The following is a 26,053-nucleotide window of genomic DNA, read 5'->3' on the forward strand; positions in this document are numbered from 1 at the left end:
GAGGTGGAGTGTGGATGCATACGATTGAATTTTCGAATGGAAACGATACGGTACAGATCGTGATTGTGAGTGCCAATCGCAAACATGTGACGTTAAAGATTGGGGAAAGCCGTATCGTGACATCCGTGACAGCATATCTCCGTTTCGGGGAAGCATTCGCGGAAGCTTTTCATGCTCTTCAAGGAACAGCGACACTTTGCGATGTAGACGAAAACGAGATCATCGACATCTTCTTTTCACGTCGAGGAGTACGTATTGAGTTTCGCGAGCCCCTTTCGATGCAGACATTGCAGACCGATCAAAGTTACATAACGGACCCAATACGACAAATCGGCATTTGGAATAGGCTGTGACAAATGAGGGAAAAGAGCATATGATAGAGATTGACTAAATGGAAAGGGGTGTCGGGTATGGATGGAACGAAACGTGCTGACATTCGCCCAGGACTCCACGTCCAAATCGTTTTGAAACAAGATCAACGAAGCGGGAAGTTGACGAAAGGCGTCGTTCAAGATATATTGACGAACTCGCCACGTCATCCGCACGGAATCAAAGTGCGTTTGAGCGATGGACAGGTCGGTCGTGTGAAAGTGATCGAAGCTGGAGGTGAGTAAGATGAGCGAGAAAAAATTATCTTTTCAAGAAGCGATGAAACAAAAGCTGGCAGAAAAGAAGCAAAACCAAACAAAGGTTCCGACAGGTTTACACGGTACAAAACAGAAGCCGTTGACGAGCCAATTGACGAAAAAACCGAATAACCAGAAGAAACGTACTGGTATTTAAACGTGCAGCTACTCGAATAGAGTGGCTGTTTTTTTGAATGTTCGTTTCATTATTATGAAATATAATCATGATTTAATATTTCTAAACATTTTTATGTAAGCGCTTTAAATGTTTATAAATAAGGAATCTAGCTTGTCTAATGTGAAATAAGAGTGAAATTACCTACAAAAAAATTATTGCTAATTGTCAGAATCTTTGTATAATTCAGAACTAAGACATCATAAAAAATCTCAACTTCAGATTTACACAACAGGGAGGAACTTATTCATGGAAGCGATTCAAGGTTTGCTACAGGGAAGCGTCGACTTTTTGAACAACATCTTATGGTCGTACGTATTGATCGCCGTGCTCGTTGGAGCTGGGATCTACTTCACGATCAGAACACGATTTATGCAATTCCGTTACTTAAAAGAAATGTTCCGGACGATTACAGATAAATCGGACGTGACGCCAGCGAAAGATGGTAAGAGTATTTCTTCAATGAAATCATTCTTTATCGGTGCCGCGACTCGAATCGGTACAGGTAACCTTGCCGGGGTCACGGTAGCGGTCACACTTGGTGGACCGGGAGCGGTCTTCTGGATGTGGATCGTCGCCCTTCTCGGTGGTGCGACAGCCATGATTGAAAGCACGCTCGCTCAAGTATACAAAGTGAAAGACGATGTCGCGTACCGCGGTGGTCCGGCTTACTACATCGAAAAAGGTTTAAACAACCGTGCACTTGGAATCGTATTCGCGGTTCTCATTGCTGTCACATTCGGACTCATCTTCAACTCTGTTCAATCGAACACAATCGCTGCAGCATTCGATAATGCATTCGGAATCGATGCAGCAATCGGTGGAGCAATCTTGGTCGTTCTTACTGGTCTTGTCATCTTTGGTGGTGTGCAACGTGTCGCGAACTTCTCGGCAATCGTCGTACCGGTCATGGCTGTTCTCTACCTTGCCATCGCACTCTACGTTGTCGTTGTGAACTTCGCTGAACTTCCAGGCGTCTTCGCTATGATTTTCCAAAGCGCATTTGGTTTGAACGAAGCAGTCGGTGGTTCAATCGGTGCTGCGATTTCGATGGGTGTCCGTCGTGGACTCTTCTCGAACGAAGCAGGTATGGGTTCTGCACCAAACGCAGCAGCAGCAGCTGAAGTATCGCACCCTGCGAAACAAGGTTTCCTTCAATCACTCGGTGTATTCTTGGATACGTTGATCGTATGTACAGCAACTGCAGCAATCATCCTTCTCTCGGACAGCTACGCTGCTGGGAATGGTGAAGGGATTGTCCTTCTTCAAAACGCATTGACTGAACAAATCGGGGCACTTGCTCCAGCCTTCATCGCTGTCAGCGTCTTCTTGTTCGCCTTCAGCTCGATTGCAGGAAGCTACTACTACGGTGAAACGAACATCGAATTCATTAAGAAGAGTAAAGGTGCAGTTCTCGGATTCCGTCTTGCGACAATGGCATTCGTCTTCATCGGAGCGGTTGCAAGCCTCGGATTCGTTTGGAGTCTCGCTGACCTCTTCATGGCAGGGATGACATTGATCAACATCGCGGCCATCACATTGCTCGGTGGCGTTGCCTTCAAAGTTCTTAAAGACTACGAGGAGCAACGTGCTCAAGGTCTCAACCCACGCTTCTCGGCTCGTAAACTCGGTATCGAGAACACAGAGTGCTGGGACGTGGAAGAAGACGAAGTGGCACAAGGTACTGTTCAAGCAGCCGCTGCCGACTCTTCAAAATCTTAATTTTTGAAACGAAACAAACAGGGACCCTGCTAATCGGGGTCCCTGTCTTTTTATGCGTGATGACGCATCGGTTTGACGGCTTGATCCGTCTCTGATTTGTTCAAATATAAGTAACTTCCGGCGACGAATAAGGCACCACCGACAATATTTCCGAGTGTGGCGAAGAACAAATTATAAAGGGCACCGCTGAAGGTGATGAGGTCCGACGGTACATAGTGGAGCGCAAGGGCGAAGACGCCCATGTTCGCAATCGAGTGCTCGAATCCGGCGGCAAAGAATACAACGACTGGGATCATCGTCAGCATGATCTTTGCGACGTCGTTGTTTGATTTTAATGGCATGAAGATGGCCAAACAAACGAGCACGTTACATAAGATTCCTTTTAAGAATATGGCGAGGGCATCCCCACCGATTTTTTTTGAGGCGACGACGGCAAGCAAGTGGTCACTCGTCACGTCACCCATACTGTGAGCACCGATGACGAGCAGGGACAGAATGACGGCACCAATCAGGTTACCAACCCAACTGAGTCCCCATATTTTGACGAGGTCGAGCCAAGCGACACGTCCTCGTTTTGCACCGGTGTAGAGATACATCGTGTTACTCGTGAATAATTCTCCTCCCATCCAAACGATGAAGACGAGCGCGACTGAGAAACTGGCACCGGCGATGAGCATCGTACCAGGTGTGTCGATGAACATATTTCCGACAGTAAATGAAAAGACAACGCCAATCCCAATCAAAAAACCGGCGATGATGGATCGCAACATATATTGGGGAAATGAATGCTGAAGCAGTGACGATTTTTTAAACGCGGCTTCTTCCATATAATCGATGACTGGTTTTTCCATGAAAAAGACCTCCTTAGACCCTTTCAGTCTAGGAGGTTGACGTCGAGTTTGCAATTGTTTTCACAAACTTTTGAAAAGTTCTTATGAAACCGTTCACATTGTCGCCACGAGTTCGACTTTGATGCGGTCCGGGTCCTCAAAAAATAGTGCTGTATAGTTCGAGCCACCTGCGTGAGGAAAGCGGTCCGCATACAGTTCGTGAAAACCACGAGCCGTGAGCTGTCGTCGGATTTCTTCTAGTTGTGCGAGCGAGGATGCATGAAACGCCAAGTGGTTCAAACCGGTTTTCTTCCGGTGATAGGGTGGCGTAAGATGATCCTCTTTCGTTTGAACGAACACAAGATATGTATCTCCGTAACGATAACTCCGTCCTTCCGGCCAAGATTGGTAGATTGTGTATCCAAGTTGTTCACAGAGAAGCCATTCCCAGGCACCTACACTCTTATGTAGATTCGAAACATAAAGCTCAACATGGTGAAGCATGAGAATCATCCTTTCGATGGACGTTTGAAAACGGTCCGTTCGGTATAATTGAACTATACAACGTATGGGGGAGGAAGCATATGGATCGGACAGGGCTCGTCTCGAATATTTTAATCGCTGGAAAGACCGGCGTTGGAAAGAGTGCGTTCATCAACTATATTTACGGACATGACGTCGCCGAATCGCGTGCCGGAAGTCCGGTCACGGCAGAAGGGCTTCACGAATACGAGTATTACGATTTAGAACGAGGTATTTTATTTCGTTTCTTTGATACATGGGGACTTGAAGCGGACCGGTCAGAGGAATGGCACCGCGCGATTCTATCCATCGTTCATGAGCGTGAAGGGGCGCTCGATATCGCAGAATGGTTTCACACCATCTACTATTTACTATCCGTACAGTCGGGACGTGTCGAGGCATATGAGCTCGAGGCGATTTTAAAGCCGTTATATGAACGTGGGAGCAACGTCACGCTCATACTGACCAACTTTAACGAAGACGACCCGATGAGTGTACAAAAAGCGGAGGCGATGGAACAGGTATTGTTACGTGAGCTTCCCATCGAAGAAGAGAATATCATTCGAGTCAATAGCGTCGAAAAGAAGTTACTGACGGGTAAGCGCGTCCCGGTGAGTGGATATGAGACTGTCTGGAGGCGGAATCGGACAAATTTATGGAGAGACATTGAACGCAAGCTTCCTATAAATCTGACCAACCATTTATTAGAGGAATTGGAGGAATGGCGAGTTCGTAGTGTCGCTTCAGCGGAAACCATTCGTATGCTGACTCCCCAAGTGATGATTAGCTGGAAAGCCCGAAAGATTGAAAAAGATTTAGAAAAAACACTCGAACAGGCTGCCGTGACGACGGAAGAGGCGATGGCAGAAGGGGTACGCCACTATATTCAACTCATGCAACGTTATCCTTTAGTCGGTGAGCAGGCAGACCGATTGTTTAAATCAAGACGTGTCGAACTTGGGTTTGACTATTCATTTGGAAAAACCGTTCGGAAGATGGTACTTGGAATGATTCCTGGGGTACATTTCATCTACTGGGCATTCAAGCGTCGGACGGCAGAGCGAGGAATTAAAAAAGCGATTGAACAGCAATACGCATCCGTAAGACAAACGATTGAAGAAGAGATTCGACGTGGTTTTGAGCGCGAGATGCGTCAACTTGGTCGCACGCTCAACTCATAAGGGGGAGACTTGAATGGAATCGACGAAACGATTTAATTTTAAGGATTATGATGTAAAGGCGGAGCTTGAGCGACTACGTGGCAACGTCAAAAAGCCAAATATCTTGATTGCAGGGGCGACAGGAGCAGGGAAGAGCTCTGTCGTGAACTATGTGTTTGGACGTGATTTGACGAAAGTGGCAGCCGGGGAACCCGTCACACGAGGTATTCATCAATATAAGAGTGATGATATTGCAGTCACCTTATTCGATAGTGAAGGCTATGAAATCGGAAGTGCTAGACAACAACATTACGAAGAAGAAGTCATAGGATTCGTGGAAAGAGCATCCCGGCAAGAGGCATCGGAACGAATCCATCTCGTTTGGTATACCATCAATGCTGCAACCAAACGTGTCACGCCACTAGACAAGACCCTGATTCGCCGCCTGCGTGAATCAACCGCAGTCGCTGTCTTATTCACACAAATTGACCAGGTTGATTTAGATGAACTGACGGCACTACGAAATGAACTGAATGGACTCGTTCCCGAAGAGGCCATATTCCAAGTCAGCATTTCTTCGGAAATATTGAACGATGAAGCATTGCGACAATACGTGGATTGGGAACGATTGATCGTATGGTCGGTTGAACAACTAGATGCTTCTTTGCAGGAAGGGCTTTTGATGGAGATTCACGCCGAGAGTGAAGCGATGCTCAAGTTAAAGCGTAAGAAGGCGAATCGAATTATTTCAGGCTATGTGGCCAGCGCGGGGACGGCCGCTGCAGTGCCCCTCCCCTTTGCAGATGCCGTTGCATTGACGCCGATTCAGGTGACGATGAGCGTCCATCTGTTTCGCTATTGGGGTGTCAAAGCGAGTGACGATTTACTGAAGACACTCATTGGAAGCACGATTATTCCACAAATCGGTCGTACCTTGTCGAAGACGTTACTGTTAAATGTCATGAAATTTTTCCCGGGAGCTAACGCGGCAGCCGGTGTCATCAACGCGACCGTCGCATCAGGAATCACGTGGGCAATCGGGCTCGCCATTAACGAAATCGCTTATCGGAACGCGCTAGACTCTTCGAAAACGATTGAACAATTGTTAAATCAAGAGTTCGGGTCATTGTTTGAACAGTTTTTGAAGCAGACTCCGAAGTCGGATCGACCCTCTTAACGTCTCCTGTTTGGTAGACTACAGGTAAGTGTAGAGAGGGGGAGAAAGATGAAAAAACGAATCTATATTACGCGTCGCTTGCCGGAAGAGGCAGTCGAACCGCTTCGTGATCGATACGATGTGCATATGTGGGAGCATGAGGGGGAAAGTGTGCCACGGGAGGTGCTACTAGAGGAAGCGTCATCTGCGCATGCGCTTTGGACGATGCTCAGTGATACGATTGACCGTGACGTGTTTGAGCGTGCCACGCATTTAGAGGTCGTCTCGAACTTGGCGGTCGGATATAACAATATCGATTTGAACGCAGCGAAAGAGCATGGTGTCATCGTCACGAACACACCGGATGTCTTGACGGAAACGACCGCAGATTTGACGTTTGGGCTCATGATGATGACGGCACGACGTCTCGGAGAGGCGGAACGTGATTTGCGCGCTGGTGAGTGGAAATCTTGGCTACCGATGGGTTACGTTGGGATGGATCTCTATCAAGCAAAATTGGGTATCATCGGGATGGGTCGAATTGGTGAAGCTGTCGCACGTCGGGCACGCGGATTTGACATGGAAGTTCTATACCATAACCGGACACGACGCCATGAGTCCGAGTCGATGTACGGATTCACTTATGCAGAACTCGATGAACTATTGGCGCAATCTGATTTCGTCGTCGTTCTCGCACCGCTCACAGATGAAACGCGTGGTATGCTCGGAGCCGAAGAGTTTGCCAAAATGAAAGAAACCTCGATTTTCATCAATGTCGCTCGTGGAGAGATCATTGACGAACAAGCCTTGTATGAAGCGCTCGAGGCGAAAAAGATTTGGGGAGCGGGACTCGACGTGTTCACGAAAGAACCGGTCAACCTTGATCATCCGCTGTTGACGCTTTCGAATGTGACGACGTTGCCTCATATCGGAAGTGCCTCGATTCGAACACGTTTGGCGATGATGGCATTGAACCGAGATGCTATCACGAATGTGCTCGAAGGGAAAGAACCGAAGAATCGATTGACGTAACAAGAGCCTGACGCATGGCGTCAGGCTCTTCTTCATTAGAAGCGTCGGATATTGTCTGGGTCTTCGACATCGTTACGATACGCGCGATCGTCGAGTCCCCGTAGTTTTTCCTCACGGTCTGCTCTCTTCGTTTCTTCATCTAGCTTGTCTTGTTCCGGATCCACAGGGTGACTCGGGTCGACGGTCTGGGCCTCATGGTAAGGTTTTGAGTCGATTTCTAACCCGTCATCTGTGTGACTACCGAGATGGGTGGACGATGCGTCTTGATACGGTTTCGCATCAACCGTCACACCTTCATGATGACGACGTTCGAAATCTTCGTCCACGTAAACGAGAATTTTCCCGGCTTCCACATCGTCATAGTGGCGCTTCACTTCATCATCGCTAAGTCCCATGTTACGTAGACCGGCATAAACGTCCTCATGACCACTCAGGAAAGCACGGACCTTATCGAACCAACTCGCATGGTGGGTCGCTTCCGTATGGACATCGGTATCACGTCTTAAAATAGAGACGTTGTCTTCATGTTTCGTGACGACATAAATATGTGAATCCTCATAGCCTTTGGCGCGCAATTCTTCAATCTTGCCGATTGCTGCATCCTGTGTCTCATGCATACTGATGAATCGTTTCTCATTCATAGTCGTTCCTCCTTATAATCGTCGGTGGTCTTCTAAGCCAGAATGACCGCGTACAATCGGGTCATCTTTCGTACCTCGTGGATTCTCGTCATGGTCGTTGAACGGTTTTGCATCAAAGGCGATCCCGTCCGCTTTTTCCCCTTTATCATGGTCGAGCTCACTGTCTTTTTTATACATGTTCGGGTAGCGGTCGTATGAGTGTCGATCGATGTAGAGTAAAATTTGCCCTTCATCAATGGCGTTATAATATTGCTCTGCCTCTGCATCGTTCAGTCCCATATTACGAAGTTCGTCTCGTATCCGGTCACTCCCATGTAGAAAGGCTTTGACACGGTCGAGTAAATTGACGTCGCGGATACCGGATTCGGCATTCACATCTGTATGGTCACGTAATGCAGAAATTTCCCCGTCCCGCTTGGCGACGACATGCATATTTTTTTCGGCTTCCCCTGCAGCCTTCAATTCTTCGACTTTGTGCATGACTTCCGGTTCGGTCTGAAACAGGCCAATCATTTTTCGATCTGACATCGAATTCCCCCTTTAGAATTTCCAATCTAAAACAAGCGTCACAATAGGAGTAATTTCCGTTCTTACCATAATCGAAACAAAAAACGCCATCTCCGCTGAGGAGTGGCGCGATTAATAATAAAGCATCAGTGTATCGTCTCCGAGTGAACACCGTGTGCTCTTCCAGACATATTCGAGTAGCGTCCAAATCGCCATAAAACCACTGATTGTCAGTAAAATGAGCGCGTAAAGTGGCGTCAATTGAATAACGAATGACCAACCAAGTGTCATCAAGAGTGGCTGAATCCAAAAGATGGACGAGATGTAGACGACGACGATGAGTAAGGCGAACACGATTCGTCGTCCGAGCGTCTGAATGTGGTGGCGAAAGCGAGTCAATAAACCGAAGATGGCGCCTGTTACGAGGACGGGCAACAGGAAGGCTAAATAGTCGACCGGATATGTCGACATCGGAGCACTGAATAGACGTCCACTAAAGATATCATCGATGACGAGTAGTAAGTTGGCATAAGCGAACGCTAAAATCATTCCGAGCAACCAGCCGAAACGGTTCCAAATCCTGCGCGATGACTTGAGCGCTTGAATTTTTGTGTAGGCGAGGAAGGCGAGGTCACGTACCTCGATTTCTTTTAACGACAACTTCGCTTCATCCAATTGATTGACAGCCCAATCAAAGTCTCGGTTGGCTTGCACCTTTTCATGTGGTTTTAATTCATCCGAGGCATCAATCAACACGTGATAGCGTCGACGATATTCTTCATTTGTCTCCGGTTGCTCAATGAGAAAACGGGCGTATTCTTGAGGGTCTTGATTTAAAAGACTATCTAAAGACTGACCGCTTTTCTCTGCGTGTCGGATGTATCCAGCGAGTGCCAGTAGATGGCGGTCTGCCTCTGCCTCATTTCCAAGGAGTTCAATCAAACGCTGACGTACGGCATTAAAAAACTGTTGAACGTTCGGGTCGTGAATCATATTCGGTTCCAGGGAGATTCCTCTCCTTTCTTGGTTTGTCATAATCAAGCAGGGGGTTCGTCATTATGGGAAAGTTTTAGTGACTCAAAGTCACCTTGCTCGATGCTTCGAATCAAAATCTCGCTCCCTCCCATGTTTGTCGAGAGCGGGATGGAATACACGTCACAAAGCCGCATCAATGCGCTCACATCCGGTTCATGAGGTTGGGCAGTCAATGGGTCGCGGAAGAAAATAATCATATCCATTTCACCGCGAGCGACGGCCGCTCCAATCTCTTGATCTCCACCGAGTGGTCCTGAGCGAAAGCAATGAACAGGCAACCCGGTTGCTTCTGAAATTCGTTTTCCCGTCGTGCCCGTTGCGAATAGCTGATGCTTTTCTAGAATATGCGTATACGTTTTAATTAGCACAATCAAATCATCTTTCTTTTTGTCATGAGCCACTAAAGCGATATTCATAGCGATTCCTCCTATTTTGACTTCTCTTGTTATTCGTATCATATCTCGCGTCGTTTGACACGATTTCTCTCTTAACTTACGTACCCAATTCCAGCGAATCGTAATAATGATTCAGAAAGAGTTATTTTCAATCATGTTTGATGGTTTTGAAATATAGGTATGTAATGAATAACACTGTAAGTTGAATTCATAATTTAATTCGGTAAAGGGGGAAAGTTGGATGAACAATACGACATATAACTTCAATTCGTTCATGTCATGGCTACCAGATCTTTTGTTGGCAATTGTCATTCTCGTAGTCGGTTATATTTTGGCAAAAGTATTGGAAAACGTGACGCGAAAAGCATTGAAGAAGGCACGACTCGATGAGCGGGCCGGTATCAAAAAGGATGGGGAAAAAGGAGAAAAATGGACGCCCGAACGCATTATTGGAAAAGTGGTGTTCTTCGGGGTGTTACTCCTCGCATTCCTAATCATCTTTGAATTTATGAACGTTCCTGCAATCACAGAGCCGTTCAGTCAGATTTATGAAGGATTCTCCGGATTGATTATCGGTGTGATCAAAGCAGGCTTGATTTTACTCGTTGCTTGGGTCATCGCTACCCTTTTGAAAAAAGGGATTCAAATGGCGGGACATCGCTTAAATTTAAGCAAATTGATGGAGAAGACAGGTCAAGAATCGACAAGTGTCAACCAAACGAAATGGGTTGATACGGTCGCGAACATCGTCTTCTATCTCGTTCTCTTATTGGCGTTACCTGCTGTACTTGATGCACTCGGGCTTCGTGGGGTCAGTGGACCATTCGAAGACTTGTTGAACAGCTTCCTCGGATTCATTCCGAAACTTGTCGCAGCAGCTCTTATTTTTGCAATCGGTTATGTCGTCGCGAAGATTGTCCGCGACATTTTGACGAAGTTCCTCGAAGCAGCAGGGCTAGATCGCTTGGCAGAGCGATTCCATCTGTCTGATTATGTGAAAGGATCAAGTCTTGCGAAGGCGATCGGTACAATCGTCTTCATCTTCATCATGATTCCGGTCACGATTTCAGCTCTTGAGGCGCTCGATATTCGAGGCATCTCGGAACCGGCCATTGCGATGCTCAATGATGTACTGGTCATGATTCCAGACATTCTCGTTGCAATCGTACTCGTCCTCGTAGGGGTGTTCGTCGCAAGATGGTTGAAAGGTGTCGTCGTATCGCTCCTTGAGAACCTAGGTGTCAATTCGTTGGCTCAAAAAATGGGCTTCGGGGAACGTGCGTCTTCGATGTCAATCGCCCAAGTGGTCGGTGTCATTGTACAAGTCATCGTGATCTTGCTCTTCGTATCCGAAGCACTTCAGGTCGCGAATCTCGAATTTATGGCGTCCCTGGCGACAGCCATCTTTGCTTACTTGCCAATGGTCATTGCGGCACTCATCATCTTGGCAGTTGGCTTCTGGTTAGCCAACATGGCCGAACGCTTGGTTGGTAGTGTCCTTGTCGATGGAGCAGGACAACCTAGTGCGCTTCGCTACGTAGCGAAATATGCGATTCTCGGACTCGTCTTCTTCATGGCTATCAGTCAGCTCGGCATCGCACCGATGATTGTCAATACAGCATTCCTTCTTATTCTTGGAGCCGTCGCCCTCGCCTTCGGTCTTGCCTTTGGTCTTGGTGGTCGTGAGACGGCAGCGCGCTACTTGAAAAAGGCAGAGCAACGCATTGACGACACAGAAGTGTCAAAAGAAGGGCTCGAGCAGGAAAAAGAACAGATGAGCCGCGAAGCGGAAGCTGCGAAACAACAAGCGAAACAAGGTATGGAACAATCGAAACAAGAAGCGGAACAATCGAAGCATGAGATGAAGCGAGATGTTCAAAATCCGACGGTTGATCATGTGGAGGGACCAGAACCGAATCCATTCCACGAGAACATCACTCCGGATCAGGACAATCGATCACTTGATGATAACGATGGTCCGTTACGCCCATAAGTGATTCTTAAACGGATCTCCCACAAGGAGATCCGTTTTTTTATGTTCAACTCGGACGTCAGTTTGGTCGATAGTAAAAGAAAAGAGTGTAGGGGTGAGGGAAGTGTTTGAACGTTTTCAACGGACGCTCGTGATTAACTATATCATCGGCTCAGGATTAGCCGTCTTTGGAGTGGGTGGTGTCTTTATTTTTCAGACGCTTGACCTTTCCATTCGAGAGATTTTACTACTGTTAGGCATCATGTTGGGGTCGGGAATGATTATGATTTCTTCAGAACTGCTCTTATACCATCGCCATATTCGACCGATACGACAGCTTTTTATGACTGAGTCCCCATCGATTGACGAATTGACGTCGGCATTCGAACAAGCGAGTCGATTTCCTATTTTGACGATGCAACGGATTTTAGGTCCACATTTGTTTGGATTATCCATCCCGTCAATTGGTTTGACGACCGTCTGTATTTATAATGGCTGGATTGATTTACCGTATCGTTTGATTGGTCTCGCTGCCATTGGCGCCGTCATGATTGCGGTGTTACATGCCTTGATTGAGTACTTTTTGACAGTACGTTCGGTTGAGCCGTTACTTATATACATGAAAGAAAGGCACTTCGAACTGTATCATCAGCCTATCCATGCAACATATCGGTCATTCAGTGTCCGAACTAAATTATTGATCAGCATGCTCATTACGGGTGTCTTTCCCATCATGTTGTTCATGTTAGCATCAAGTGTGCAATTGTCGACTTCGAATCGGACGGATACGTATTGGAATTGGGCGTTCGTGATTCTTGTCATTATCGTCGGGATTGCGGTGCTATGCAGTTTCTTGCTCTATGACAATATCAAACGTCCGATTGGTCTCTTGACGTCAGGAATCGAACAGATGGAATCAGGACAACTCCAAAAAATCGAAAATCCCTATTTAGATGAGTTCGCTCAATTGATCGGGGGCTTCAACCAAATGGTCGAGACGGTGAACGCTCGGGAACAAGAGAATGCGCAACTTTTAGACAGCCTTTTCATTTTATTTGCGGCAACCCTCGATGCACGTGACCCATACACGGCCGGTCATTCAGAACGTGTGGCGATGTACTCGGTTGAACTAGCACGTGCTATTGGCTTACCTCATGCACAAGTTGATTTACTCAACAAATCGGCACTTCTTCACGATATCGGAAAAATTGGGATACGAGATGATGTGTTGTTGAAGGAAGGGAAGTTGACAGATGAAGAGTTTGCGAAAATTCAGGAACATCCGACGATTGGCATTCATATACTGAGTCAAATTCATTTACCGGCATCCCTTCAACCGATTTTAGCAGGGGTTCGGTCGCATCATGAACGGATTGATGGGAAAGGATATCCGGATCGTTTAAGTGAGGTCGATATTCCGTTATTCGGAAGAATCATGGCCATTGCCGATGCGTATGACGCCATGACGTCTGATCGACCTTATCGCTCTGGAATGCCGATGGCAAAGGCGCTTTCTATTTTAGAGAACGGTCGTGGAACGCAATGGGATGCCGAATTTGTAGACGTATTCATCCGACTTCGCCGTCAGGACATATCGGCATAAAAAAGGAGCGGCACCTTGTGTGCCGCTCCTTTATCATATCGTTTGAAAGATATATACCCCAAAGACAGCACCCATGACGACAACGACGAGATTGACCCGGAGGAGTGCCAAACTGGCGGCAACCATCCCGCCGAACAAGGCAGAGGAGAAGGTAGGTGTAGACGATAAGACTCCTGGAAAAATCAAGCTGGCTAACACGGCGTAAGGAACAAAAGCGAGAAATCGTTTCACGTACGGCGGCAACACTAAGGATTTTAACCAAAGTAGTGGAACGAGTCGCGGAAGATATGTGACGAGGGCAAGACCTAAAACGAGTAGAAATAGCGACATCATGTAGCTTCTTCCTCCTTAAATACCAAAGCACCGATTCCTGCCGCTAAAACAGTTGCGATGATGATTCGGATTCCGTCTGATATCGGGAAAAACGGTGTAATCCACCACTGGAGCATCGCTTGAATGCTAACGGCTAAACTCGCTACGACAAAGACGGGACGGGTCGTTAATGATGGGACGAGTAACCCGATGAACATCGCATACAATGCAATTCCCATACTCGCCTGTAACGAACTCGGAAGACCGAAGGCGAGAAAGACCCCGATCCATGTCCCGACATTCCATGCGAGAAAGGCAACCGTGTTCAACCCGAGTACGAACATACCGGAGCTAGCTTCCTTCCGAGTCGAGGCGATACTAAACGTCTCATCCGTCACACCGAACGCGATAGCAGCCAATAGTTTTCGAGACGTACTCTCAATTCGTTGGGACAGGGAGGCGGACATCAAAAAATGACGAGAGTTTAGAATGAACGTGGTCAAGATAATCTCCCAATACATCGAACCAGTCATCAACAATTGTACGGTAATGAATTGACTCGCACCGGCAAAGATTAAAAAGGACATCGATAAGGTGATGACGTTTGGTAGATGAAACGATTGTGCCAAAAGACCGAACGCGATGGCAATCGGGATATATCCGATGGCGACGGGAATCCCTGCGCGTAATCCTGCCCGAAAAGTGGGGCGCGGGGAACTAGAAGGTGTAGATTGTATAGAAGTTACCATAACAGCCCTCCTCGATGATCAAGATGATTTCTATGTCATTCGGGATGAAAGATTGGTTTCCTGCTCAAACGACAAAAAAGAGGGTATACATGTATCGTTAAGGAGGTTGATGACATGAGTCGTGCGGAAGAATTTTTGGCGTCCTATCATCGAATCGAGGATTACTTGAGTCGAGAGATGGGAGATGGCCAACATTTCAGTTTTAGCAACATGGTGAATCGTCTCGCAAAACAAAATCCAATCATCGATTGCTATAAAGAAGATTTACATCAAATGAGTCAGTTGCGAAATGCAATCGTTCACGAACGACGGGAACCGGATTTTATTATTGCCGAACCACACGAATCGCTCGTGGAATTAATATTGGAAGTGGAGAGAGAGTTGCTTCATCCACGTCTCGTCATCCCTACGTTTGCGAAATCGGTGGTGACGTTTCAGTCAGAAGATTTCTTGACGGAAGTACTCCGGGAGATTCGAGATAAAAATTATTCGCAATTCCCGGTATATCACGAAAATGGTTCGTGGCGTGGGCTATTGACGAAAAAAGGAGTGACGAGTTGGTTAGCCGAGACAATCGACGGGACCAACTTGTCACTCAAAGGCGTTCGGGTGAAACACGTGCTCCACCACGATCCACACATGCACCGATATCGATTCATTCGCAAGGATGCGACGGTCATCGAGGCGCAGCACTGCTTCACTCAAATGAAAGAGGGCGCACGATACGATGCCCTGCTCATCACAGAGACCGGAAATCCAGACGAGCCACTACTTGGCATCATCCGTCCTCAAGATTTATTGAACGCGCTCCGTTGAGGCGAGATGTTCAATGGCGACCTCGTATTGGGTAACCGTATTACCGAGAACAATCGGCTTCACTTCTGACGTCCCGTCATCACGTTTCTTATGGGCATGTTTGTAGGCGTTGCTGTCGCGCCAGTTTTCAAAACTTGCCGCGTCACGCCACGTGGTCATGATGACGACATGGTCCATCGCTGCATCAGACGTATCCGTCAACACTTGCATGCGAACAAAGCCGTCCATCGCTTCGATTCCTTTCGTTGTCTCAAAACGCGCTTTGACCACGTCGGTTTTTCCTTTTTCAACATCTAGTTTATTCATGACAATCCACATTCCGCAGTTCCCCCTAAATGAATAAGATGACTTCATTATAACGTGAACGGGGAATTGCCTGAAAAAGGATGCTCATTCAATGTTTATTCCACCACTCTTCAAACGTCCAGTTGTTTTGTTTCATGGTCGTTGCTTCGTTCACACCGACATACCGTAAGTGCCATGGTTCATAGTTGTATCCCGTAATCTTCTCTTTTCCTTTTGGATAACGAATGATGAAGCCATAGGAATGTGCGTTTTGTATCATCCACTTCCCTTCCGGTGATTGATCGAAGGATGCGTATAATCCTAAGCGCATTCGTTGACTGGTCATGTCGACGGCTAGACCTGTTTGATGTTCGCTGTGTCCGGGGATGGCTACATATTTTGAGGCATAAGAGACTCCACGTGTGTTGACGTAGTAGGTATAGAGTGACTTTTGGGTCGCATATGATCGATAAGCGCTCAGGGCATATAGCGTATACCCTTGTTTTCGACCGGCGTAGTACAATTTCGCCAAAGCATAAGCAGCCTCTGCCGTCATCAGAGTACGTTCACTTCCCTTTTGATAAACGGTTGGGATGGTTAATGTGACGAGTTGAGGGGAACGATAAGTTGAAGGAAGCCCATGTGACTTGTTGACCAGTCGTAAACGATCGGCAGATGGCATCTTCGGAATACCAGCTTTCAGATTGGCAGAGGGAGTGAAGTACTTTGTATTCCCGATATAGACGTTCGACCAACTTCGGTTATAGGTCGCGTAGCGAACCGGGACGTTCGTGCGTAACGTTTTGAGGACGGGAGAAGACTGCATGGCCCGACCGTATAAATATGTCGTTTTAATCGTGTAACCTGGTTGTGGAGATGAGGACGCCGCTATCACCGGCGATACTTGGAACAATAGCAAACAAATAATCAAGACACGCAGGGACTTCATAGCGAACGCCTCCTCAAGGATTGGATAATTCTCCTTTTCCCTGTTTTCTGAGAGACTGCACATGTTTTATCCATCTGCAGGTGGGAAGAGGATACGGCTAGGGCCCGATGAAGGTGGGCACGGAATCCGTTACAATAAAGATAACGAATGAGAACGTAGAAAGGAGTGAGCGAATGGAAGTCTTATTTGGATTACCACTGTTGTTGCTCGTCCTATTCTTTGCCTTTTTATACTTTAATATTAAAGGGCTATCGAATATGTGGAAGGACTATAACCGGACGAAATCGATGATTCCACTTGGCTTTTTCATCGTCGGGATTATCGGGATTTTCACAGGAGTTTGGACATGGCTTGTCATTTTGATTTACTATGTCGTCCGACCAAAAGACTAAACACTGTATGCAGACGCATACGGTGTTTTTGCTATACTAAGGACGAGGTGTTGAGATGGAAAAATTAATAAAAGCATGGTTCATCGTGACGTTGATCACGTTCGGGATCTTTAAACTTGGCGAAGTGATGACGCAACCTTATTCAGAAGCACCGAGTGAGGGGAATGTATATTGGATTGTGCTCTTGATTGGGTGGCCATTTGTTCTTCTATTCATGTGGATCACTGTCCGGTTAACGCTTCGAGTTGTCGCTTCTGTTCGACTATTTGGAAAGATTGGACTAGCAATCGGTAGTCTCATCATGGCTGGGATTGCCTGGGTAACGAATCAATCGCAAGCGGCGTCACTTCGAGAAGGAATTCGGGTATCCACGAATGAGTCTTTCGCAGAAGGATGGAATCAATTCACAAATATCATTTACATGAATCAGTTGACGTTCTTCTTTTTGACCGTTAGCTGTATGGGGATTGGTATCTTACTTTCATTCATGCCATTTCAAAAGCAGCAAGAAGAACCCGAATGAGCGTTCTCCTGCTGTTTTTTAGTGCATCAGAAGTTGGATCTGGCCGAACAAAAGCAAGAGGAGGATGATGCCGACGACGATGAGAAATCCCCAGTCGTTCATTCGTTTCGTCATACTGAACGTCTCCTTCATAAAACTGAATATTGATTCGTTCTTAGTATAGTCAGCCTCTTAAAAGAGAGTAGGATGAATAAATCACCAGGTTAAAAAAAGAAGCAGCTCATCGCTCAATCACAGGTCAGCGGGTTTAACGGGTGATGAATCGGGAACAGTAGAATCGTATGTTGATTTTTTAAGGAGGAATTGAGTATGTCGAAACATGTACTGATTGTCACAACGTCAGCGAATCAATTATCAAACGGTCATGCAACGGGACTTTGGCTTGAGGAGTTTGCCGTACCTTACTTGTTATTCGAAAAAGAAGGATACAAGGTGACGGTCGCAAGTATCGAAGGTGGAGACGTGCCAATCGATGCGAATAGTTTAGAAGATGATTTGTCCGAAGAGATTTTAAATACTCGTGAGTTGCTCAAAGATACGGCCCGACTCGATCAAGTGGCAGACGAATCATACGATGCTGTCTTTTTACCAGGTGGTCATGGAACAGTCGTTGATTTCCCAGGAAATGAAACGTTACAACGTGTCGTTCGTGACGTATATGAGAGTGGGAATATTGTTGGAGCAGTTTGCCATGGACCAATTGGTTTGGTGAATGTGAAGCTCAGCAATGATGAGCCACTCGTTAAGGATAAACAAGTGACTGGGTTCACTGATGCAGAAGAAAAAGAAATGCAGCTCGATTCTGCCGTACCGTTCTTACTTGAAACGGGACTACGCAATCAAGGTGGGCAGTTCAAAGGAGCTGACAACTGGGCGGTGAACGTGGCGGTTGATGAGCGACTCGTCACAGGACAAAACCCGCAGTCTTCTGAAGCAGTCGGGAAAGAGCTTGTCAAATTACTCGGATAATTGAGTGAAGCAACTTCGAATGTCGAAGTTGCTTTTTGTTTTGGACATATGTCCTATTCAAGTCCTCTTCCTTTTCGTAAAGTCATACGGAGAGAAAGGGGAATGACATGGGAATTTTATTTGCCATCTTATCTGGGACGTTCATCGCCCTCCAAGGAATCTTTAATGCGAAATTAGGAGATGCGGTCGGGGCATGGATGTCGGTCACCATCGTTCACTTCGTTGGACTTTTATTGGCACTTGCAATTTATTTCTTCAAGCGGGATGCGGACATGACAGCCTTCAAGCGTGTACCTTGGTATTATAGTTTAGGAGGATTGTTCGGCGTATTCGTTGTATTCGGCGAATTGACGGCGATTCAACAACTAGGGGTCACATGGGCCATCTGTGTATTGCTTGTAGCGCAATTGATAGGAGCCTTTATCATCGATTTGAATGGCTGGTTTGGGGTCAAACGGAAACCGATGAACACGGGACAGGTCATGGGACTCGTCTTGATGGTCGTTGGCATCGGAATTTATACATTTTCTTAAGGAGTTCACTTTACATGATGAATGTTATGGATGCACTGACACGATTGCAGTGGAATCATCTATTTTCGAATGAAACGCTTGAGTCCTCGTCTTTGGTGACATATGCGTCCGGGACCATGTTATGTTCGAACGATCAGCATATTGAATCTTTATTCGTCGTCCTTGAAGGGCGTGTCAAAATTTATACGCTCAGTGAAGAAGGGAAGCTTCGATTATTACGGCTAAAAGCAGCTCCTACGCTGATTGGGGATATCGAGTATGCGAGCGGGCGTAACGTCTTGCATACGGTTGAAGCGGTCGGTCCCGTTACGTGTCTGCGTATCCCGTTCGAGGCGCTTCGACGATATAATCGAACGGTCGAATTCACGGAGCATCTGTTACGAGGCGTATCCGAAAAATTATTCATTGAGGCGAACGCTTCATCCAACCATCTCATGTCGACTCTTGAAGAGCGGTTGGCCGGTTACTTGATTTCTCTCAGTGAATCCGGGAATGAACTGTTTCAAGCGGAGATGAGTCAACTGAAACGAAAAGAAGTCGCAGAATGGCTTGGGACGAGTTATCGTCACTTGAACCGAACGCTACAGGCATTCGTCGATGAAGGATTGGTCAAACGAACGAGAAAAGAAGTGATCATCTTAAACAGTGAGCGATTAAAGGAACGTGCGAACGGCATGTTTTATGAGTGAGGAGGGGTTATATGATTTTTGGGATCATCTGTTCGGCAGTGGCTGGGGCATTTATTAGCGTACAGGCGGCGGTCAACGCGAAAATGAATACAAATTTAGGGGCTTGGGCCACCACGGTATTGGTCTTTATCGTTGGTTTGGTCGGATCCATCATCCCGTTAGTATTATTTGGAGGAAATCTTGCTGGATTACGTGACTTGTCGCCGATCTATTGGCTCGGTGGTTTGCTTGGGGTCGGTGTCGTGTACTGTGTCATGCGAAGCATCCAGCTACTTGGACCGACTTTGTCCGTGTCACTCATTCTCGTGTCACAACTCATTTGGGCAATAGTCGTCGATTTGTACGGCGCCTTCGGGATGCCTCAAATCACGTTATCAGCTGGACAAGTCGTTGGGCTTACGGTCCTGCTCGTCGGAGTGATTCTCTTTAAACAGTCTCAGACGGCAGCCATCGCCAAACAAGCTGTCAACGAAGCCACTTCATAAGGAGTGGCTATTTTTTCGAGCAAAACGGGTACAGGTTGGTAACGATTTTTTGTTAAAATGAAGCAGTATGGTTTAAAAATAGCTGAGGTGATGAAAAAAGTGGATTCTTCCATAGTGATTGATTTGTTGATTGTTTTGTTTTTGATTGTGTTGAACGGGATTTTTGCGATGACAGAAATTGCGCTCATCTCATCGAAACCTGCAAAACTTGAGGTTGAAGCAAATCGAGGGAAGCGAAGTGCAAAGATTGCGCTTCATTATTCGAAAGACCCGACAGATTTGTTGTCGACCGTTCAAGTCGGAATCACATTGATTGGGATTATTAACGGGGCCTACGGGGGCGCGCGCTTCTCGGCACCGCTCGCATCGGCGTTTGAACAAGCCGGAATGAGTACGCAATATGCCGGAACCGTTGCTTACGTGGCCGTTGTTACCATCATCACATATCTATCCTTGATTATTGGTGAATTGGTCCCGAAACGGATCGCGCTCGTCTCGCCTGAAAAAGTCACGATGGCGATTATTCCCTCGCTCGATCTATTCAGTAAGGTGATGCGCCCGTTCATTTGGATTTTATCGAAATCGACGCTTTTCTTATTCAAGCTACTTGGATTGAAGGCGGAACAGACGAGTGGGGAGACCGAACTCGAGATCAAACAACTCTTGTTTGAAGGCGCACAGCAAGGACAGTTTGCCCATGAAGAAGTTCGGCAAGTTGAACGGGTCTTTGCGTTTCATGATCAATTGATTTATGAGCTCATGCAACCACGGACGACGCTCGAATGGGTCGACTTAGAAGATGACATGGACGATATGAAGAAGTCGATCTATGAAAGTAAACATAACAAGTTGCCGGTCGGCCGTGATTCGCTTGACGATTTTGTCGGGTACATCGATGTACGTGACATTTTGACGTTACCGACGTTGCGTGAGCCGTCACAGATTTTGAAGCGCATCAAACAGCCGCTCATCGTCCCAAAACAGCGAGAGGCGAGTCAAGTGCTTCAGATGATGCAGAAAAATGGTGTCGAAATTGCATTCGTCTTAGATGAATATGGTGGATTCCTCGGCATGGTCACATTGTTCGATATTTTAGAAGAAATCGTCGGAGAAGTCATGATTGAAGAAGATACACCGGAAGTGGTTCGTCGTGAAGATGGATCATATTTAGCGGACGGATTGCTCGGAATCGAGGATTTGAAACGAACGTTCGAGATTCGGGACGACCGATTCGACGAAGGGCGTAACTCCTATCATACGCTCGCCGGACTCGTCATTTATGCACTGGGCGATTTTCCGAAACGGGGCGATGTGGTTGAAGCGTACGGACTTCGCTTCGAAGTCGTAGATATGGACGGGAAGCGTGTCGACCAGGTTCTTGTCTCAGAGCTACAAGAACCAATCACAGAAGAGGACTGATGCATCGCATCAGCCCTCTTTTTCGTATGTCATCCATGTTCGTTGTAACGCGCCTAACATGACGTGAGCCGTGTGCAACATCGCCCGTTCATCCACATCGAAGCGAGGATGATGATGAGGGAAGATTGCGGAGAGCTCGGGATTTCCTGCCCCTGTGAAGAAAAAACTACCTGGAACGTGTTCCATATAATACGCAAAGTCTTCTCCGACCATGAGCGGTGCCATCTCAATAACACCGTCTGCGCCGACGACGTCAAGTGCGCTCTCGCGAACGAGTTCTGTTTCCCTCATATGATTGATGACAGCCGGATATCCTTTTATATACTCCAATTCATAATCGGCATCACTCGCCTCACAGACGGAACGGATGATCCGTTCCATATCAGAGATGATTTTTTCTTGTATCTCCCGAGTGAATGTACGCACGGTACCAGATAATCTCGCTTCTTCGGCAATGACGTTGAACGCTTGTCCGGAGTGGAGCGTCCCGATGGTCAACACGGCAGGTTCAAGCGGGTCGACTCGGCGGCTGACCACCTGTTGGAGATGGTTCGCCACGTTCACAGCGACCATAAGGGCATCGACCGTATGTTGAGGAATCGCGCCGTGTCCGCCCTTTCCTGTAATAGTCAATTCAAAGCGATCAGCCGCAGCCATGACAGGTCCAGCTTTTACACCGATCGTTCCGAACGGGAGTGGCGTCCAGATGTGCGCACCGTATATATAATCCACGTTGTCGAGACAACCGTCTTCAATCATCGGTTTGGCACCACCTGGAGCCAATTCCTCAGCAAATTGATGAATCAATACGACATCTCCAGGAAGAGGCATCTCGGTCAGTACTTTTGCAAGAACGAGGAGTGTCGCCGTATGGGCATCATGTCCACAAGCATGCATCACACCGTTCACTTTTGAACGATAGGGAACGTCCTTCAGATCTTGAATGGGAAGCGCATCAAAATCAGCACGTAACGCAATGGTCGGACCATCCCCGCCTTTGATTCGACCGACGACCCCATTACCGCCAACGTGCTCACGTACTTCGATTCCAAGTTCACGGAGATAAGAAGCGATCATCTTCGGTGTCTCGACTTCTTGGAAAGATAGTTCTGGATACTGATGAAAATGACGTCTTAGCGACACCATCTCTTCGAACAACTCAGTCAAACGTATTTCGGCATTCGTGACAACCATTGCGTACACTCCTTTGTGACCCTCGCGTCAAGAATTGAATTCATTTACAGTTTTTTATGAAAGTTAAGCTTATCTTATACGAGTAAAGGGAATTAATACAGGAGAAACTGAAGAAATGAGGTGCTATCATGGGGTGGATTATTGCGATTGTAGCGGTTGTCGTGCTCGTACTCATCTATTTTTCAATGTACAACGGGCTCGTCAAATATCGAAATTGGGTCGATGAGGCATGGGCTCAAATCGATGTGCAATTGAAGCGGCGGTATGATTTGATTCCAAACCTGGTTGAAACGGTAAAGGGCTATGCGAAACACGAACAAGAAACGCTTGCGAAGGTCGTCGAGCTTAGAAATCAGCTCGGAGAAAAGTCGAATCGTCAGGATCAGATGGCGGTGAACGATCAACTGAGCGGAGCATTAAAAAATTTGTTCGCGCTTCGTGAAGCGTACCCGGATTTGAAGGCGAACGAGAACTTTAAGATGTTACAGGAAGAATTGACACAGACGGAAAATAAGGTGGCGTACTCGCGCCAACTCTATAACAATACGGTCATGAAATATAATACGAAAATCGAATCGGTCCCGACGAACATCATCGCTTCCGTTCATCATTTCGAAAAGCGCGATATGCTCGAGGCTCGTGCCGAAGAGCGCGAAAACGTTCGCGTCTCGTTTTGATGAATCGAGGTGGCAACTATGCTCCTCTATGAACAGATTCGTAAGAATAAAATCAAGACGGTCTTCATCGTCACAGGATTTGTCTTGTTTGTCCTTCTTGTCGGAGCGGCCATTTCCTATGTCAATTATGGGGACGCACTCCCAGGATTGATTTTCACACCCGTCTTCTCGTTGTTTTATGTCGGCATCGTGATCATGTCGAGCACGAACATCGTCATGAAGATGAATCGGGCGCAAGAAGTGACTTCGGTGGAAGAGCATCGTTTTTTATGGCATACGGTCGAAAACATGGCAATGGTCGCGCGAGTACCGATGCCTCGTATCTTTGTCATCAACGACCCGTCGCCGAATGCTTTCGCGACCGGGTTAAAACCGGAAAAGGCAGCCGTCGCCGTCACGACAGGGCTACTAGACCGACTCTCACGAGAAGAAGTAGAAGGGGTGATTGCGCATGAGGTCGCACACATTAAAAATTATGATGTACGACTCTCGACGGTCACGCTCGCACTCGTGTCAGTCATCGCCATCATGAGCGATATTGGGTCGCGCATGCTCTTTTTCCGAAGTATTGGTGGTGGGCGACGTGACCAGAATCAGAATCCCATCTTTTTGATTATCGGACTCGTCTTGTTAGTATTAGCACCGCTTATCGCCATGCTCATCAATATGGCGATTTCACGGAATCGTGAGTTCTTGGCAGATGCGAGTGGGGCGGAACTGACCCGTAACCCGGACGCTCTCGCTTCAGCGCTTGAGAAGATTGCCAACGTCGAGACGCCGGTCGAGCAAGCGTCGAGTGCCTCCGCACCACTTTACTTCTCCGACCCACTTAAGAAGAAAGTGAGCGGTCTGTTCTCGACGCACCCGGATCCGGTCGAGCGTATTTCCCGACTTCGTCAAATGTAAATAAGAGCCTATCCGTTGCGGTAGGCTCTTTATGTTACACTGAATTAGGAAAATAAGGAGGTGGGTAAGTTGAGTAAAAAGAAATACATAGGGTATGGTCTGATCTTCTGTGTCGTCATTTTCTTATCGGGTTCGATATTCAATAATCCAATTTGGCAATTGATGCGTGTCATCATGTGGCTTACGCAATACATCTTGCCGTGGATTTTCCTCTACTATTTCATTCAATTCTATCAACAATATGCAGCCAAACAAGAAAAGCCACCTGAATGAGGTGGCTTTCGACGTTTATCCGACACGGTGGCTACGGATTTTTTCAATCTCATCGAGGACGAACTGGACGTTTGTACCGACAATGACTTGAATGTGGTTTGGACTGACGACTTTGATTCCTGGGATACCCGCTTTCTTGATTTGATCTTGGTTGACTGTATCCATGTCCTTCACATCGACGCGTAGGCGTGTGATGCAAGACTCGATGCCTGTGACGTTGCTGTCACCGCCAAGACCGTCATAAATCATATTTGCCATCGCTGAGTATTCGCTACCTGAAGCAGATGCGACTGGAGCCACTTTCGTTTCACCGTCTGCTGTCTCACTTGCAACCGCATCGACAACTTCATCTGGTTCACGACCTGGCGTCGCCAAGTTGAGTTTCACAATCATGAAGCGGAAGATGGCGTAGTAGATGACTGCGAACACAAGACCTTGAACGATGAGCATGTACGGTTGGTTCGCAAGCGGCAAGCGTGAGCTTAAGATAAAGTCGACCAAGCCTGCGCTAAATCCGAAGCCGGCTGTCCATTGGAACGTTGCCGCAACGAAGAGCGAAATTCCTGTAAGGACGGCGTGGACAAGGTAAAGAACAGGTGCGAGGAACATGAATGAGAACTCGAGTGGTTCTGTTACCCCTGTGAAGAATGAAGCGAATGCCGCTGCGAGAAGAAGCGAAGCCGCTTGTTTCTTCCGTTTTGTTTTCGCTGTATGGTACATCGCGAGTGCTGCGGCCGGAAGACCGAACATCATGATTGGGAAGTAACCTGCTTGGTACATCCCCGTCACACCTTTTTCACCTTGACCTGACCAGAAGTTTCCGATGTCGTTGATTCCTGCGACGTCGAACCAAAATACCGAGTTGAGGGCGTGGTGGAGACCAGTTGGAATCAAGAGACGGTTAAAGAATCCGTAAAGTCCAGCACCGAATGCGCCGAGTTTTGAAATCGATTCTCCGAATCCGACGAGACCTGTATAGACGACCGGCCAGATGAAGTAAAGGGCGACCGATACGAGAATCATCGAGAAGGCTGTCATGATTGGTACGAGACGCTTCCCACTAAAGAAGGCGAGAGCATCCGGTAGTTTGACTTGACTGAAGCGATTGTACATGGAAGCGGCGACGAGACCAGATAAAATCCCGACGAATGCGTTCCCGATTTTGCCGAATGCCGGGTTAACGGCTTCGACGTCAATTCCTTGGAATAACGCAACCGTTCCTGCAGAGAGAAGCGTTGTGACCGTCAAGAAGGCAACGAGCCCACTGAGTGCTGCTGAACCGTCGCGGTTCTTAGCCATTCCGAGCGCAACCCCGACTGCGAAAAGAATTGGAATGTTATCGATAATAGCGGCCCCTGCTTTAATTAAGAATGCAGCGGCAATGTTTTCAGATCCCCAGCCGACTGGGTCAATCCAATAACCAATCCCCATGAGAATGGCAGCAGCCGGAAGTACGGCGACCGGTAACATGAGGGAACGTCCGAGACGTTGGAAAAAGTTCATCAT

Annotated in this window: 32 protein-coding genes; 20 read left to right on the forward strand and 12 right to left on the reverse strand. The window is 47.2% G+C overall.

Going from position 1 to position 26,053, the window contains the following annotated elements; genetic code table 11:
* Nucleotides 1–14 precede the first annotated feature (14 nt).
* The 4 genes from KNO66_RS10945 to KNO66_RS10960 all read left to right on the forward strand — a co-directional run bounded on the left by KNO66_RS10945 (nucleotide 15) and on the right by KNO66_RS10960 (nucleotide 2,523).
* Nucleotides 15–353 (forward strand): hypothetical protein, encoded by a 339-nt coding sequence (locus KNO66_RS10945; protein ID WP_214742511.1) that lies wholly within the window; start codon nucleotides 15–17, stop codon nucleotides 351–353.
* A gap of 57 nt (nucleotides 354–410) precedes the next feature.
* Complete coding sequence (locus tag KNO66_RS10950) at nucleotides 411–614, forward strand: YwbE family protein (protein ID WP_015880320.1); 204 nt, start codon at nucleotides 411–413, stop codon at nucleotides 612–614.
* Nucleotide 615: 1 nt separating this feature from the next.
* Nucleotides 616–783, forward strand: coding sequence for a hypothetical protein (locus KNO66_RS10955; protein WP_015880321.1), 168 nt, complete (start codon nucleotides 616–618; stop codon nucleotides 781–783).
* 267 nt (nucleotides 784–1,050) lie between these two features.
* Nucleotides 1,051–2,523 carry an alanine/glycine:cation symporter family protein gene (locus KNO66_RS10960; RefSeq protein ID WP_214742512.1) on the forward strand — a complete coding sequence of 491 codons (1,473 nt, stop codon included), beginning with the start codon at nucleotides 1,051–1,053 and terminating at the stop codon, nucleotides 2,521–2,523.
* 50 nt (nucleotides 2,524–2,573) lie between these two features.
* On the opposite strand, the gene KNO66_RS10965 is transcribed toward KNO66_RS10960, so the two are convergent.
* A complete protein-coding gene (locus KNO66_RS10965; protein ID WP_214742513.1) occupies nucleotides 2,574–3,374 on the reverse strand; it encodes a formate/nitrite transporter family protein in 801 nt (266 codons plus the stop codon).
* Nucleotides 3,375–3,467: 93 nt separating this feature from the next.
* Nucleotides 3,468–3,857, reverse strand: coding sequence for a VOC family protein (locus KNO66_RS10970; protein ID WP_214742514.1), 390 nt, complete (start codon nucleotides 3,855–3,857; stop codon nucleotides 3,468–3,470).
* Between the two features lie 80 nt (nucleotides 3,858–3,937).
* Here KNO66_RS10970 and KNO66_RS10975 point away from each other — a divergent pair, with 80 nt between their 5' ends.
* The 3 genes from KNO66_RS10975 to KNO66_RS10985 are packed head-to-tail and all read left to right on the forward strand — an operon-like array spanning nucleotide 3,938 to nucleotide 7,223.
* Nucleotides 3,938–5,056, forward strand: coding sequence for a GTPase (locus KNO66_RS10975; RefSeq protein ID WP_214742515.1), 1,119 nt, complete (start codon nucleotides 3,938–3,940; stop codon nucleotides 5,054–5,056).
* 13 nt (nucleotides 5,057–5,069) lie between these two features.
* The gene (locus KNO66_RS10980; protein WP_214742516.1) at nucleotides 5,070–6,212 is read left to right on the forward strand and encodes a YcjF family protein; all 1,143 of its coding nucleotides are present in this window, start codon (nucleotides 5,070–5,072) and stop codon (nucleotides 6,210–6,212) included.
* A 48-nt stretch (nucleotides 6,213–6,260) separates the two neighbouring features.
* Nucleotides 6,261–7,223, forward strand: coding sequence for a 2-hydroxyacid dehydrogenase (locus KNO66_RS10985; protein ID WP_214742517.1), 963 nt, complete (start codon nucleotides 6,261–6,263; stop codon nucleotides 7,221–7,223).
* A gap of 35 nt (nucleotides 7,224–7,258) precedes the next feature.
* Here the strand turns inward: KNO66_RS10985 and KNO66_RS10990 are convergent, their stop codons facing one another.
* The 4 genes from KNO66_RS10990 to mgsA all read right to left on the reverse strand — a co-directional run bounded on the left by KNO66_RS10990 (nucleotide 7,259) and on the right by mgsA (nucleotide 9,822).
* The gene (locus KNO66_RS10990; protein WP_214742518.1) at nucleotides 7,259–7,864 is read right to left on the reverse strand and encodes a YflT domain-containing protein; all 606 of its coding nucleotides are present in this window, start codon (nucleotides 7,862–7,864) and stop codon (nucleotides 7,259–7,261) included.
* A gap of 12 nt (nucleotides 7,865–7,876) precedes the next feature.
* A complete protein-coding gene (locus tag KNO66_RS10995; RefSeq protein WP_214742519.1) occupies nucleotides 7,877–8,392 on the reverse strand; it encodes a YflT domain-containing protein in 516 nt (171 codons plus the stop codon).
* Between the two features lie 111 nt (nucleotides 8,393–8,503).
* On the reverse strand, nucleotides 8,504–9,364 hold the full coding sequence (locus tag KNO66_RS11000) for a hypothetical protein (protein ID WP_214742520.1): 861 nt from the start codon (nucleotides 9,362–9,364) through the stop codon (nucleotides 8,504–8,506).
* Nucleotides 9,365–9,408: 44 nt separating this feature from the next.
* Complete coding sequence (gene mgsA / locus KNO66_RS11005; protein ID WP_214742521.1) at nucleotides 9,409–9,822, reverse strand: methylglyoxal synthase; 414 nt, start codon at nucleotides 9,820–9,822, stop codon at nucleotides 9,409–9,411.
* A gap of 220 nt (nucleotides 9,823–10,042) precedes the next feature.
* On the opposite strand from mgsA, the gene KNO66_RS11010 reads away from it, so the two are divergent.
* The gene (locus KNO66_RS11010) at nucleotides 10,043–11,794 is read left to right on the forward strand and encodes a mechanosensitive ion channel (protein WP_214742522.1); all 1,752 of its coding nucleotides are present in this window, start codon (nucleotides 10,043–10,045) and stop codon (nucleotides 11,792–11,794) included.
* Nucleotides 11,795–11,897: 103 nt separating this feature from the next.
* A complete protein-coding gene (locus KNO66_RS11015) occupies nucleotides 11,898–13,376 on the forward strand; it encodes an HD-GYP domain-containing protein (protein ID WP_214742523.1) in 1,479 nt (492 codons plus the stop codon).
* A 33-nt stretch (nucleotides 13,377–13,409) separates the two neighbouring features.
* On the opposite strand, the gene KNO66_RS11020 is transcribed toward KNO66_RS11015, so the two are convergent.
* Nucleotides 13,410–13,709, reverse strand: a complete 300-nt coding sequence (locus KNO66_RS11020; RefSeq protein WP_214742524.1) for an AzlD domain-containing protein — start codon at nucleotides 13,707–13,709, stop codon at nucleotides 13,410–13,412.
* Nucleotides 13,706–14,437, reverse strand: coding sequence for an AzlC family ABC transporter permease (locus KNO66_RS11025; protein WP_214742525.1), 732 nt, complete (start codon nucleotides 14,435–14,437; stop codon nucleotides 13,706–13,708). Before KNO66_RS11025 ends, KNO66_RS11020 begins: the two co-directional genes overlap by 4 nt.
* A 114-nt stretch (nucleotides 14,438–14,551) precedes the next feature.
* Between KNO66_RS11025 and KNO66_RS11030 the strand changes: the two genes are divergently transcribed.
* Nucleotides 14,552–15,253, forward strand: a complete 702-nt coding sequence (locus tag KNO66_RS11030; protein WP_214742526.1) for a CBS domain-containing protein — start codon at nucleotides 14,552–14,554, stop codon at nucleotides 15,251–15,253.
* Here KNO66_RS11030 and KNO66_RS11035 read toward each other — a convergent pair.
* Together KNO66_RS11035 and KNO66_RS11040 are read right to left on the reverse strand one after the other, a co-directional pair.
* Entirely contained in the window at nucleotides 15,233–15,571 is a 339-nt protein-coding gene (locus KNO66_RS11035) for an antibiotic biosynthesis monooxygenase (RefSeq protein ID WP_214742527.1), read from the reverse strand. The genes KNO66_RS11030 and KNO66_RS11035 overlap by 21 nt on opposite strands.
* A 76-nt stretch (nucleotides 15,572–15,647) precedes the next feature.
* The gene (locus KNO66_RS11040) at nucleotides 15,648–16,487 is read right to left on the reverse strand and encodes a M15 family metallopeptidase (RefSeq protein ID WP_214742528.1); all 840 of its coding nucleotides are present in this window, start codon (nucleotides 16,485–16,487) and stop codon (nucleotides 15,648–15,650) included.
* A 173-nt stretch (nucleotides 16,488–16,660) separates the two neighbouring features.
* Here KNO66_RS11040 and KNO66_RS11045 point away from each other — a divergent pair, with 173 nt between their 5' ends.
* The 7 genes from KNO66_RS11045 to KNO66_RS11075 all read left to right on the forward strand — a co-directional run bounded on the left by KNO66_RS11045 (nucleotide 16,661) and on the right by KNO66_RS11075 (nucleotide 21,497).
* Nucleotides 16,661–16,879 carry a hypothetical protein gene (locus KNO66_RS11045; RefSeq protein ID WP_074036747.1) on the forward strand — a complete coding sequence of 73 codons (219 nt, stop codon included), beginning with the start codon at nucleotides 16,661–16,663 and terminating at the stop codon, nucleotides 16,877–16,879.
* 55 nt (nucleotides 16,880–16,934) lie between these two features.
* Entirely contained in the window at nucleotides 16,935–17,402 is a 468-nt protein-coding gene (locus KNO66_RS11050; protein WP_214742529.1) for a hypothetical protein, read from the forward strand.
* 309 nt (nucleotides 17,403–17,711) lie between these two features.
* A complete protein-coding gene (locus KNO66_RS11055) occupies nucleotides 17,712–18,371 on the forward strand; it encodes a type 1 glutamine amidotransferase domain-containing protein (RefSeq protein ID WP_214742530.1) in 660 nt (219 codons plus the stop codon).
* Between the two features lie 107 nt (nucleotides 18,372–18,478).
* Nucleotides 18,479–18,904 (forward strand): DMT family transporter, encoded by a 426-nt coding sequence (locus KNO66_RS11060; RefSeq protein WP_214742531.1) that lies wholly within the window; start codon nucleotides 18,479–18,481, stop codon nucleotides 18,902–18,904.
* A 14-nt stretch (nucleotides 18,905–18,918) separates the two neighbouring features.
* A complete protein-coding gene (locus tag KNO66_RS11065) occupies nucleotides 18,919–19,593 on the forward strand; it encodes a Crp/Fnr family transcriptional regulator (protein WP_214742532.1) in 675 nt (224 codons plus the stop codon).
* A gap of 11 nt (nucleotides 19,594–19,604) precedes the next feature.
* Nucleotides 19,605–20,078, forward strand: coding sequence for a DMT family transporter (locus KNO66_RS11070; RefSeq protein WP_214742533.1), 474 nt, complete (start codon nucleotides 19,605–19,607; stop codon nucleotides 20,076–20,078).
* A gap of 114 nt (nucleotides 20,079–20,192) precedes the next feature.
* Nucleotides 20,193–21,497, forward strand: coding sequence for a hemolysin family protein (locus KNO66_RS11075; RefSeq protein WP_353048567.1), 1,305 nt, complete (start codon nucleotides 20,193–20,195; stop codon nucleotides 21,495–21,497).
* Nucleotides 21,498–21,506: 9 nt separating this feature from the next.
* Here KNO66_RS11075 and KNO66_RS11080 read toward each other — a convergent pair whose 3' ends face one another.
* Nucleotides 21,507–22,691: an amidohydrolase gene (locus KNO66_RS11080; protein WP_214742535.1), complete on the reverse strand. Its 1,185-nt coding sequence runs from the start codon at nucleotides 22,689–22,691 to the stop codon at nucleotides 21,507–21,509.
* Between the two features lie 125 nt (nucleotides 22,692–22,816).
* Between KNO66_RS11080 and KNO66_RS11085 the strand changes: the two genes are divergently transcribed.
* The 3 genes from KNO66_RS11085 (at nucleotide 22,817) to KNO66_RS11095 (ending at nucleotide 24,547) form a co-directional block, all read left to right on the forward strand.
* Nucleotides 22,817–23,368, forward strand: a complete 552-nt coding sequence (locus KNO66_RS11085) for a LemA family protein (RefSeq protein ID WP_353047833.1) — start codon at nucleotides 22,817–22,819, stop codon at nucleotides 23,366–23,368.
* Between the two features lie 18 nt (nucleotides 23,369–23,386).
* Nucleotides 23,387–24,274, forward strand: coding sequence for a zinc metalloprotease HtpX (htpX, locus tag KNO66_RS11090; RefSeq protein WP_214742699.1), 888 nt, complete (start codon nucleotides 23,387–23,389; stop codon nucleotides 24,272–24,274).
* A 69-nt stretch (nucleotides 24,275–24,343) separates the two neighbouring features.
* Entirely contained in the window at nucleotides 24,344–24,547 is a 204-nt protein-coding gene (locus KNO66_RS11095) for a hypothetical protein (RefSeq protein ID WP_214742536.1), read from the forward strand.
* A 15-nt stretch (nucleotides 24,548–24,562) separates the two neighbouring features.
* Here the strand turns inward: KNO66_RS11095 and nagE are convergent, their stop codons facing one another.
* Nucleotides 24,563–26,053: an N-acetylglucosamine-specific PTS transporter subunit IIBC gene (nagE, locus tag KNO66_RS11100; RefSeq protein ID WP_214742537.1), complete on the reverse strand. Its 1,491-nt coding sequence runs from the start codon at nucleotides 26,051–26,053 to the stop codon at nucleotides 24,563–24,565.

Source organism: Exiguobacterium sp. s48 (genome assembly GCF_018617395.1).
In the GTDB taxonomy this organism is placed as follows: domain Bacteria; phylum Bacillota; class Bacilli; order Exiguobacteriales; family Exiguobacteriaceae; genus Exiguobacterium.

Bases quoted from the DNA above. Each gene is read 5' to 3' on its own strand.
- KNO66_RS11035 (WP_214742527.1), bottom strand. From the start codon at position 15,571: ATGTGGATTGTCATGAATAAACTAGATGTTGAAAAAGGAAAAACCGAC.
- KNO66_RS11070 (WP_214742533.1), top strand. From the start codon at position 19,605: ATGATTTTTGGGATCATCTGTTCGGCAGTGGCTGGGGCATTTATTAGC.
- KNO66_RS10950 (WP_015880320.1), top strand. From the start codon at position 411: ATGGATGGAACGAAACGTGCTGACATTCGCCCAGGACTCCACGTCCAA.
- KNO66_RS10965 (WP_214742513.1), bottom strand. From the start codon at position 3,374: ATGGAAAAACCAGTCATCGATTATATGGAAGAAGCCGCGTTTAAAAAA.
- KNO66_RS10990 (WP_214742518.1), bottom strand. From the start codon at position 7,864: ATGAATGAGAAACGATTCATCAGTATGCATGAGACACAGGATGCAGCA.
- KNO66_RS10975 (WP_214742515.1), top strand. From the start codon at position 3,938: ATGGATCGGACAGGGCTCGTCTCGAATATTTTAATCGCTGGAAAGACC.
- KNO66_RS11040 (WP_214742528.1), bottom strand. From the start codon at position 16,487: ATGAAGTCCCTGCGTGTCTTGATTATTTGTTTGCTATTGTTCCAAGTA.
- htpX (WP_214742699.1), top strand. From the start codon at position 23,387: ATGCTCCTCTATGAACAGATTCGTAAGAATAAAATCAAGACGGTCTTC.
- mgsA (WP_214742521.1), bottom strand. From the start codon at position 9,822: ATGAATATCGCTTTAGTGGCTCATGACAAAAAGAAAGATGATTTGATT.
- KNO66_RS11020 (WP_214742524.1), bottom strand. From the start codon at position 13,709: ATGATGTCGCTATTTCTACTCGTTTTAGGTCTTGCCCTCGTCACATAT.
- KNO66_RS11065 (WP_214742532.1), top strand. From the start codon at position 18,919: ATGATGAATGTTATGGATGCACTGACACGATTGCAGTGGAATCATCTA.
- KNO66_RS10985 (WP_214742517.1), top strand. From the start codon at position 6,261: ATGAAAAAACGAATCTATATTACGCGTCGCTTGCCGGAAGAGGCAGTC.
- KNO66_RS10945 (WP_214742511.1), top strand. From the start codon at position 15: ATGCATACGATTGAATTTTCGAATGGAAACGATACGGTACAGATCGTG.
- KNO66_RS10970 (WP_214742514.1), bottom strand. From the start codon at position 3,857: ATGCTTCACCATGTTGAGCTTTATGTTTCGAATCTACATAAGAGTGTA.
- KNO66_RS11060 (WP_214742531.1), top strand. From the start codon at position 18,479: ATGGGAATTTTATTTGCCATCTTATCTGGGACGTTCATCGCCCTCCAA.
- KNO66_RS11025 (WP_214742525.1), bottom strand. From the start codon at position 14,437: ATGGTAACTTCTATACAATCTACACCTTCTAGTTCCCCGCGCCCCACT.
- KNO66_RS11080 (WP_214742535.1), bottom strand. From the start codon at position 22,691: ATGGTTGTCACGAATGCCGAAATACGTTTGACTGAGTTGTTCGAAGAG.
- KNO66_RS10955 (WP_015880321.1), top strand. From the start codon at position 616: ATGAGCGAGAAAAAATTATCTTTTCAAGAAGCGATGAAACAAAAGCTG.
- KNO66_RS11010 (WP_214742522.1), top strand. From the start codon at position 10,043: ATGAACAATACGACATATAACTTCAATTCGTTCATGTCATGGCTACCA.
- KNO66_RS10995 (WP_214742519.1), bottom strand. From the start codon at position 8,392: ATGTCAGATCGAAAAATGATTGGCCTGTTTCAGACCGAACCGGAAGTC.
- KNO66_RS11030 (WP_214742526.1), top strand. From the start codon at position 14,552: ATGAGTCGTGCGGAAGAATTTTTGGCGTCCTATCATCGAATCGAGGAT.
- KNO66_RS10960 (WP_214742512.1), top strand. From the start codon at position 1,051: ATGGAAGCGATTCAAGGTTTGCTACAGGGAAGCGTCGACTTTTTGAAC.
- KNO66_RS11055 (WP_214742530.1), top strand. From the start codon at position 17,712: ATGTCGAAACATGTACTGATTGTCACAACGTCAGCGAATCAATTATCA.
- KNO66_RS11050 (WP_214742529.1), top strand. From the start codon at position 16,935: ATGGAAAAATTAATAAAAGCATGGTTCATCGTGACGTTGATCACGTTC.
- KNO66_RS10980 (WP_214742516.1), top strand. From the start codon at position 5,070: ATGGAATCGACGAAACGATTTAATTTTAAGGATTATGATGTAAAGGCG.
- KNO66_RS11045 (WP_074036747.1), top strand. From the start codon at position 16,661: ATGGAAGTCTTATTTGGATTACCACTGTTGTTGCTCGTCCTATTCTTT.
- nagE (WP_214742537.1), bottom strand. From the start codon at position 26,053: ATGATGAACTTTTTCCAACGTCTCGGACGTTCCCTCATGTTACCGGTC.
- KNO66_RS11000 (WP_214742520.1), bottom strand. From the start codon at position 9,364: ATGATTCACGACCCGAACGTTCAACAGTTTTTTAATGCCGTACGTCAG.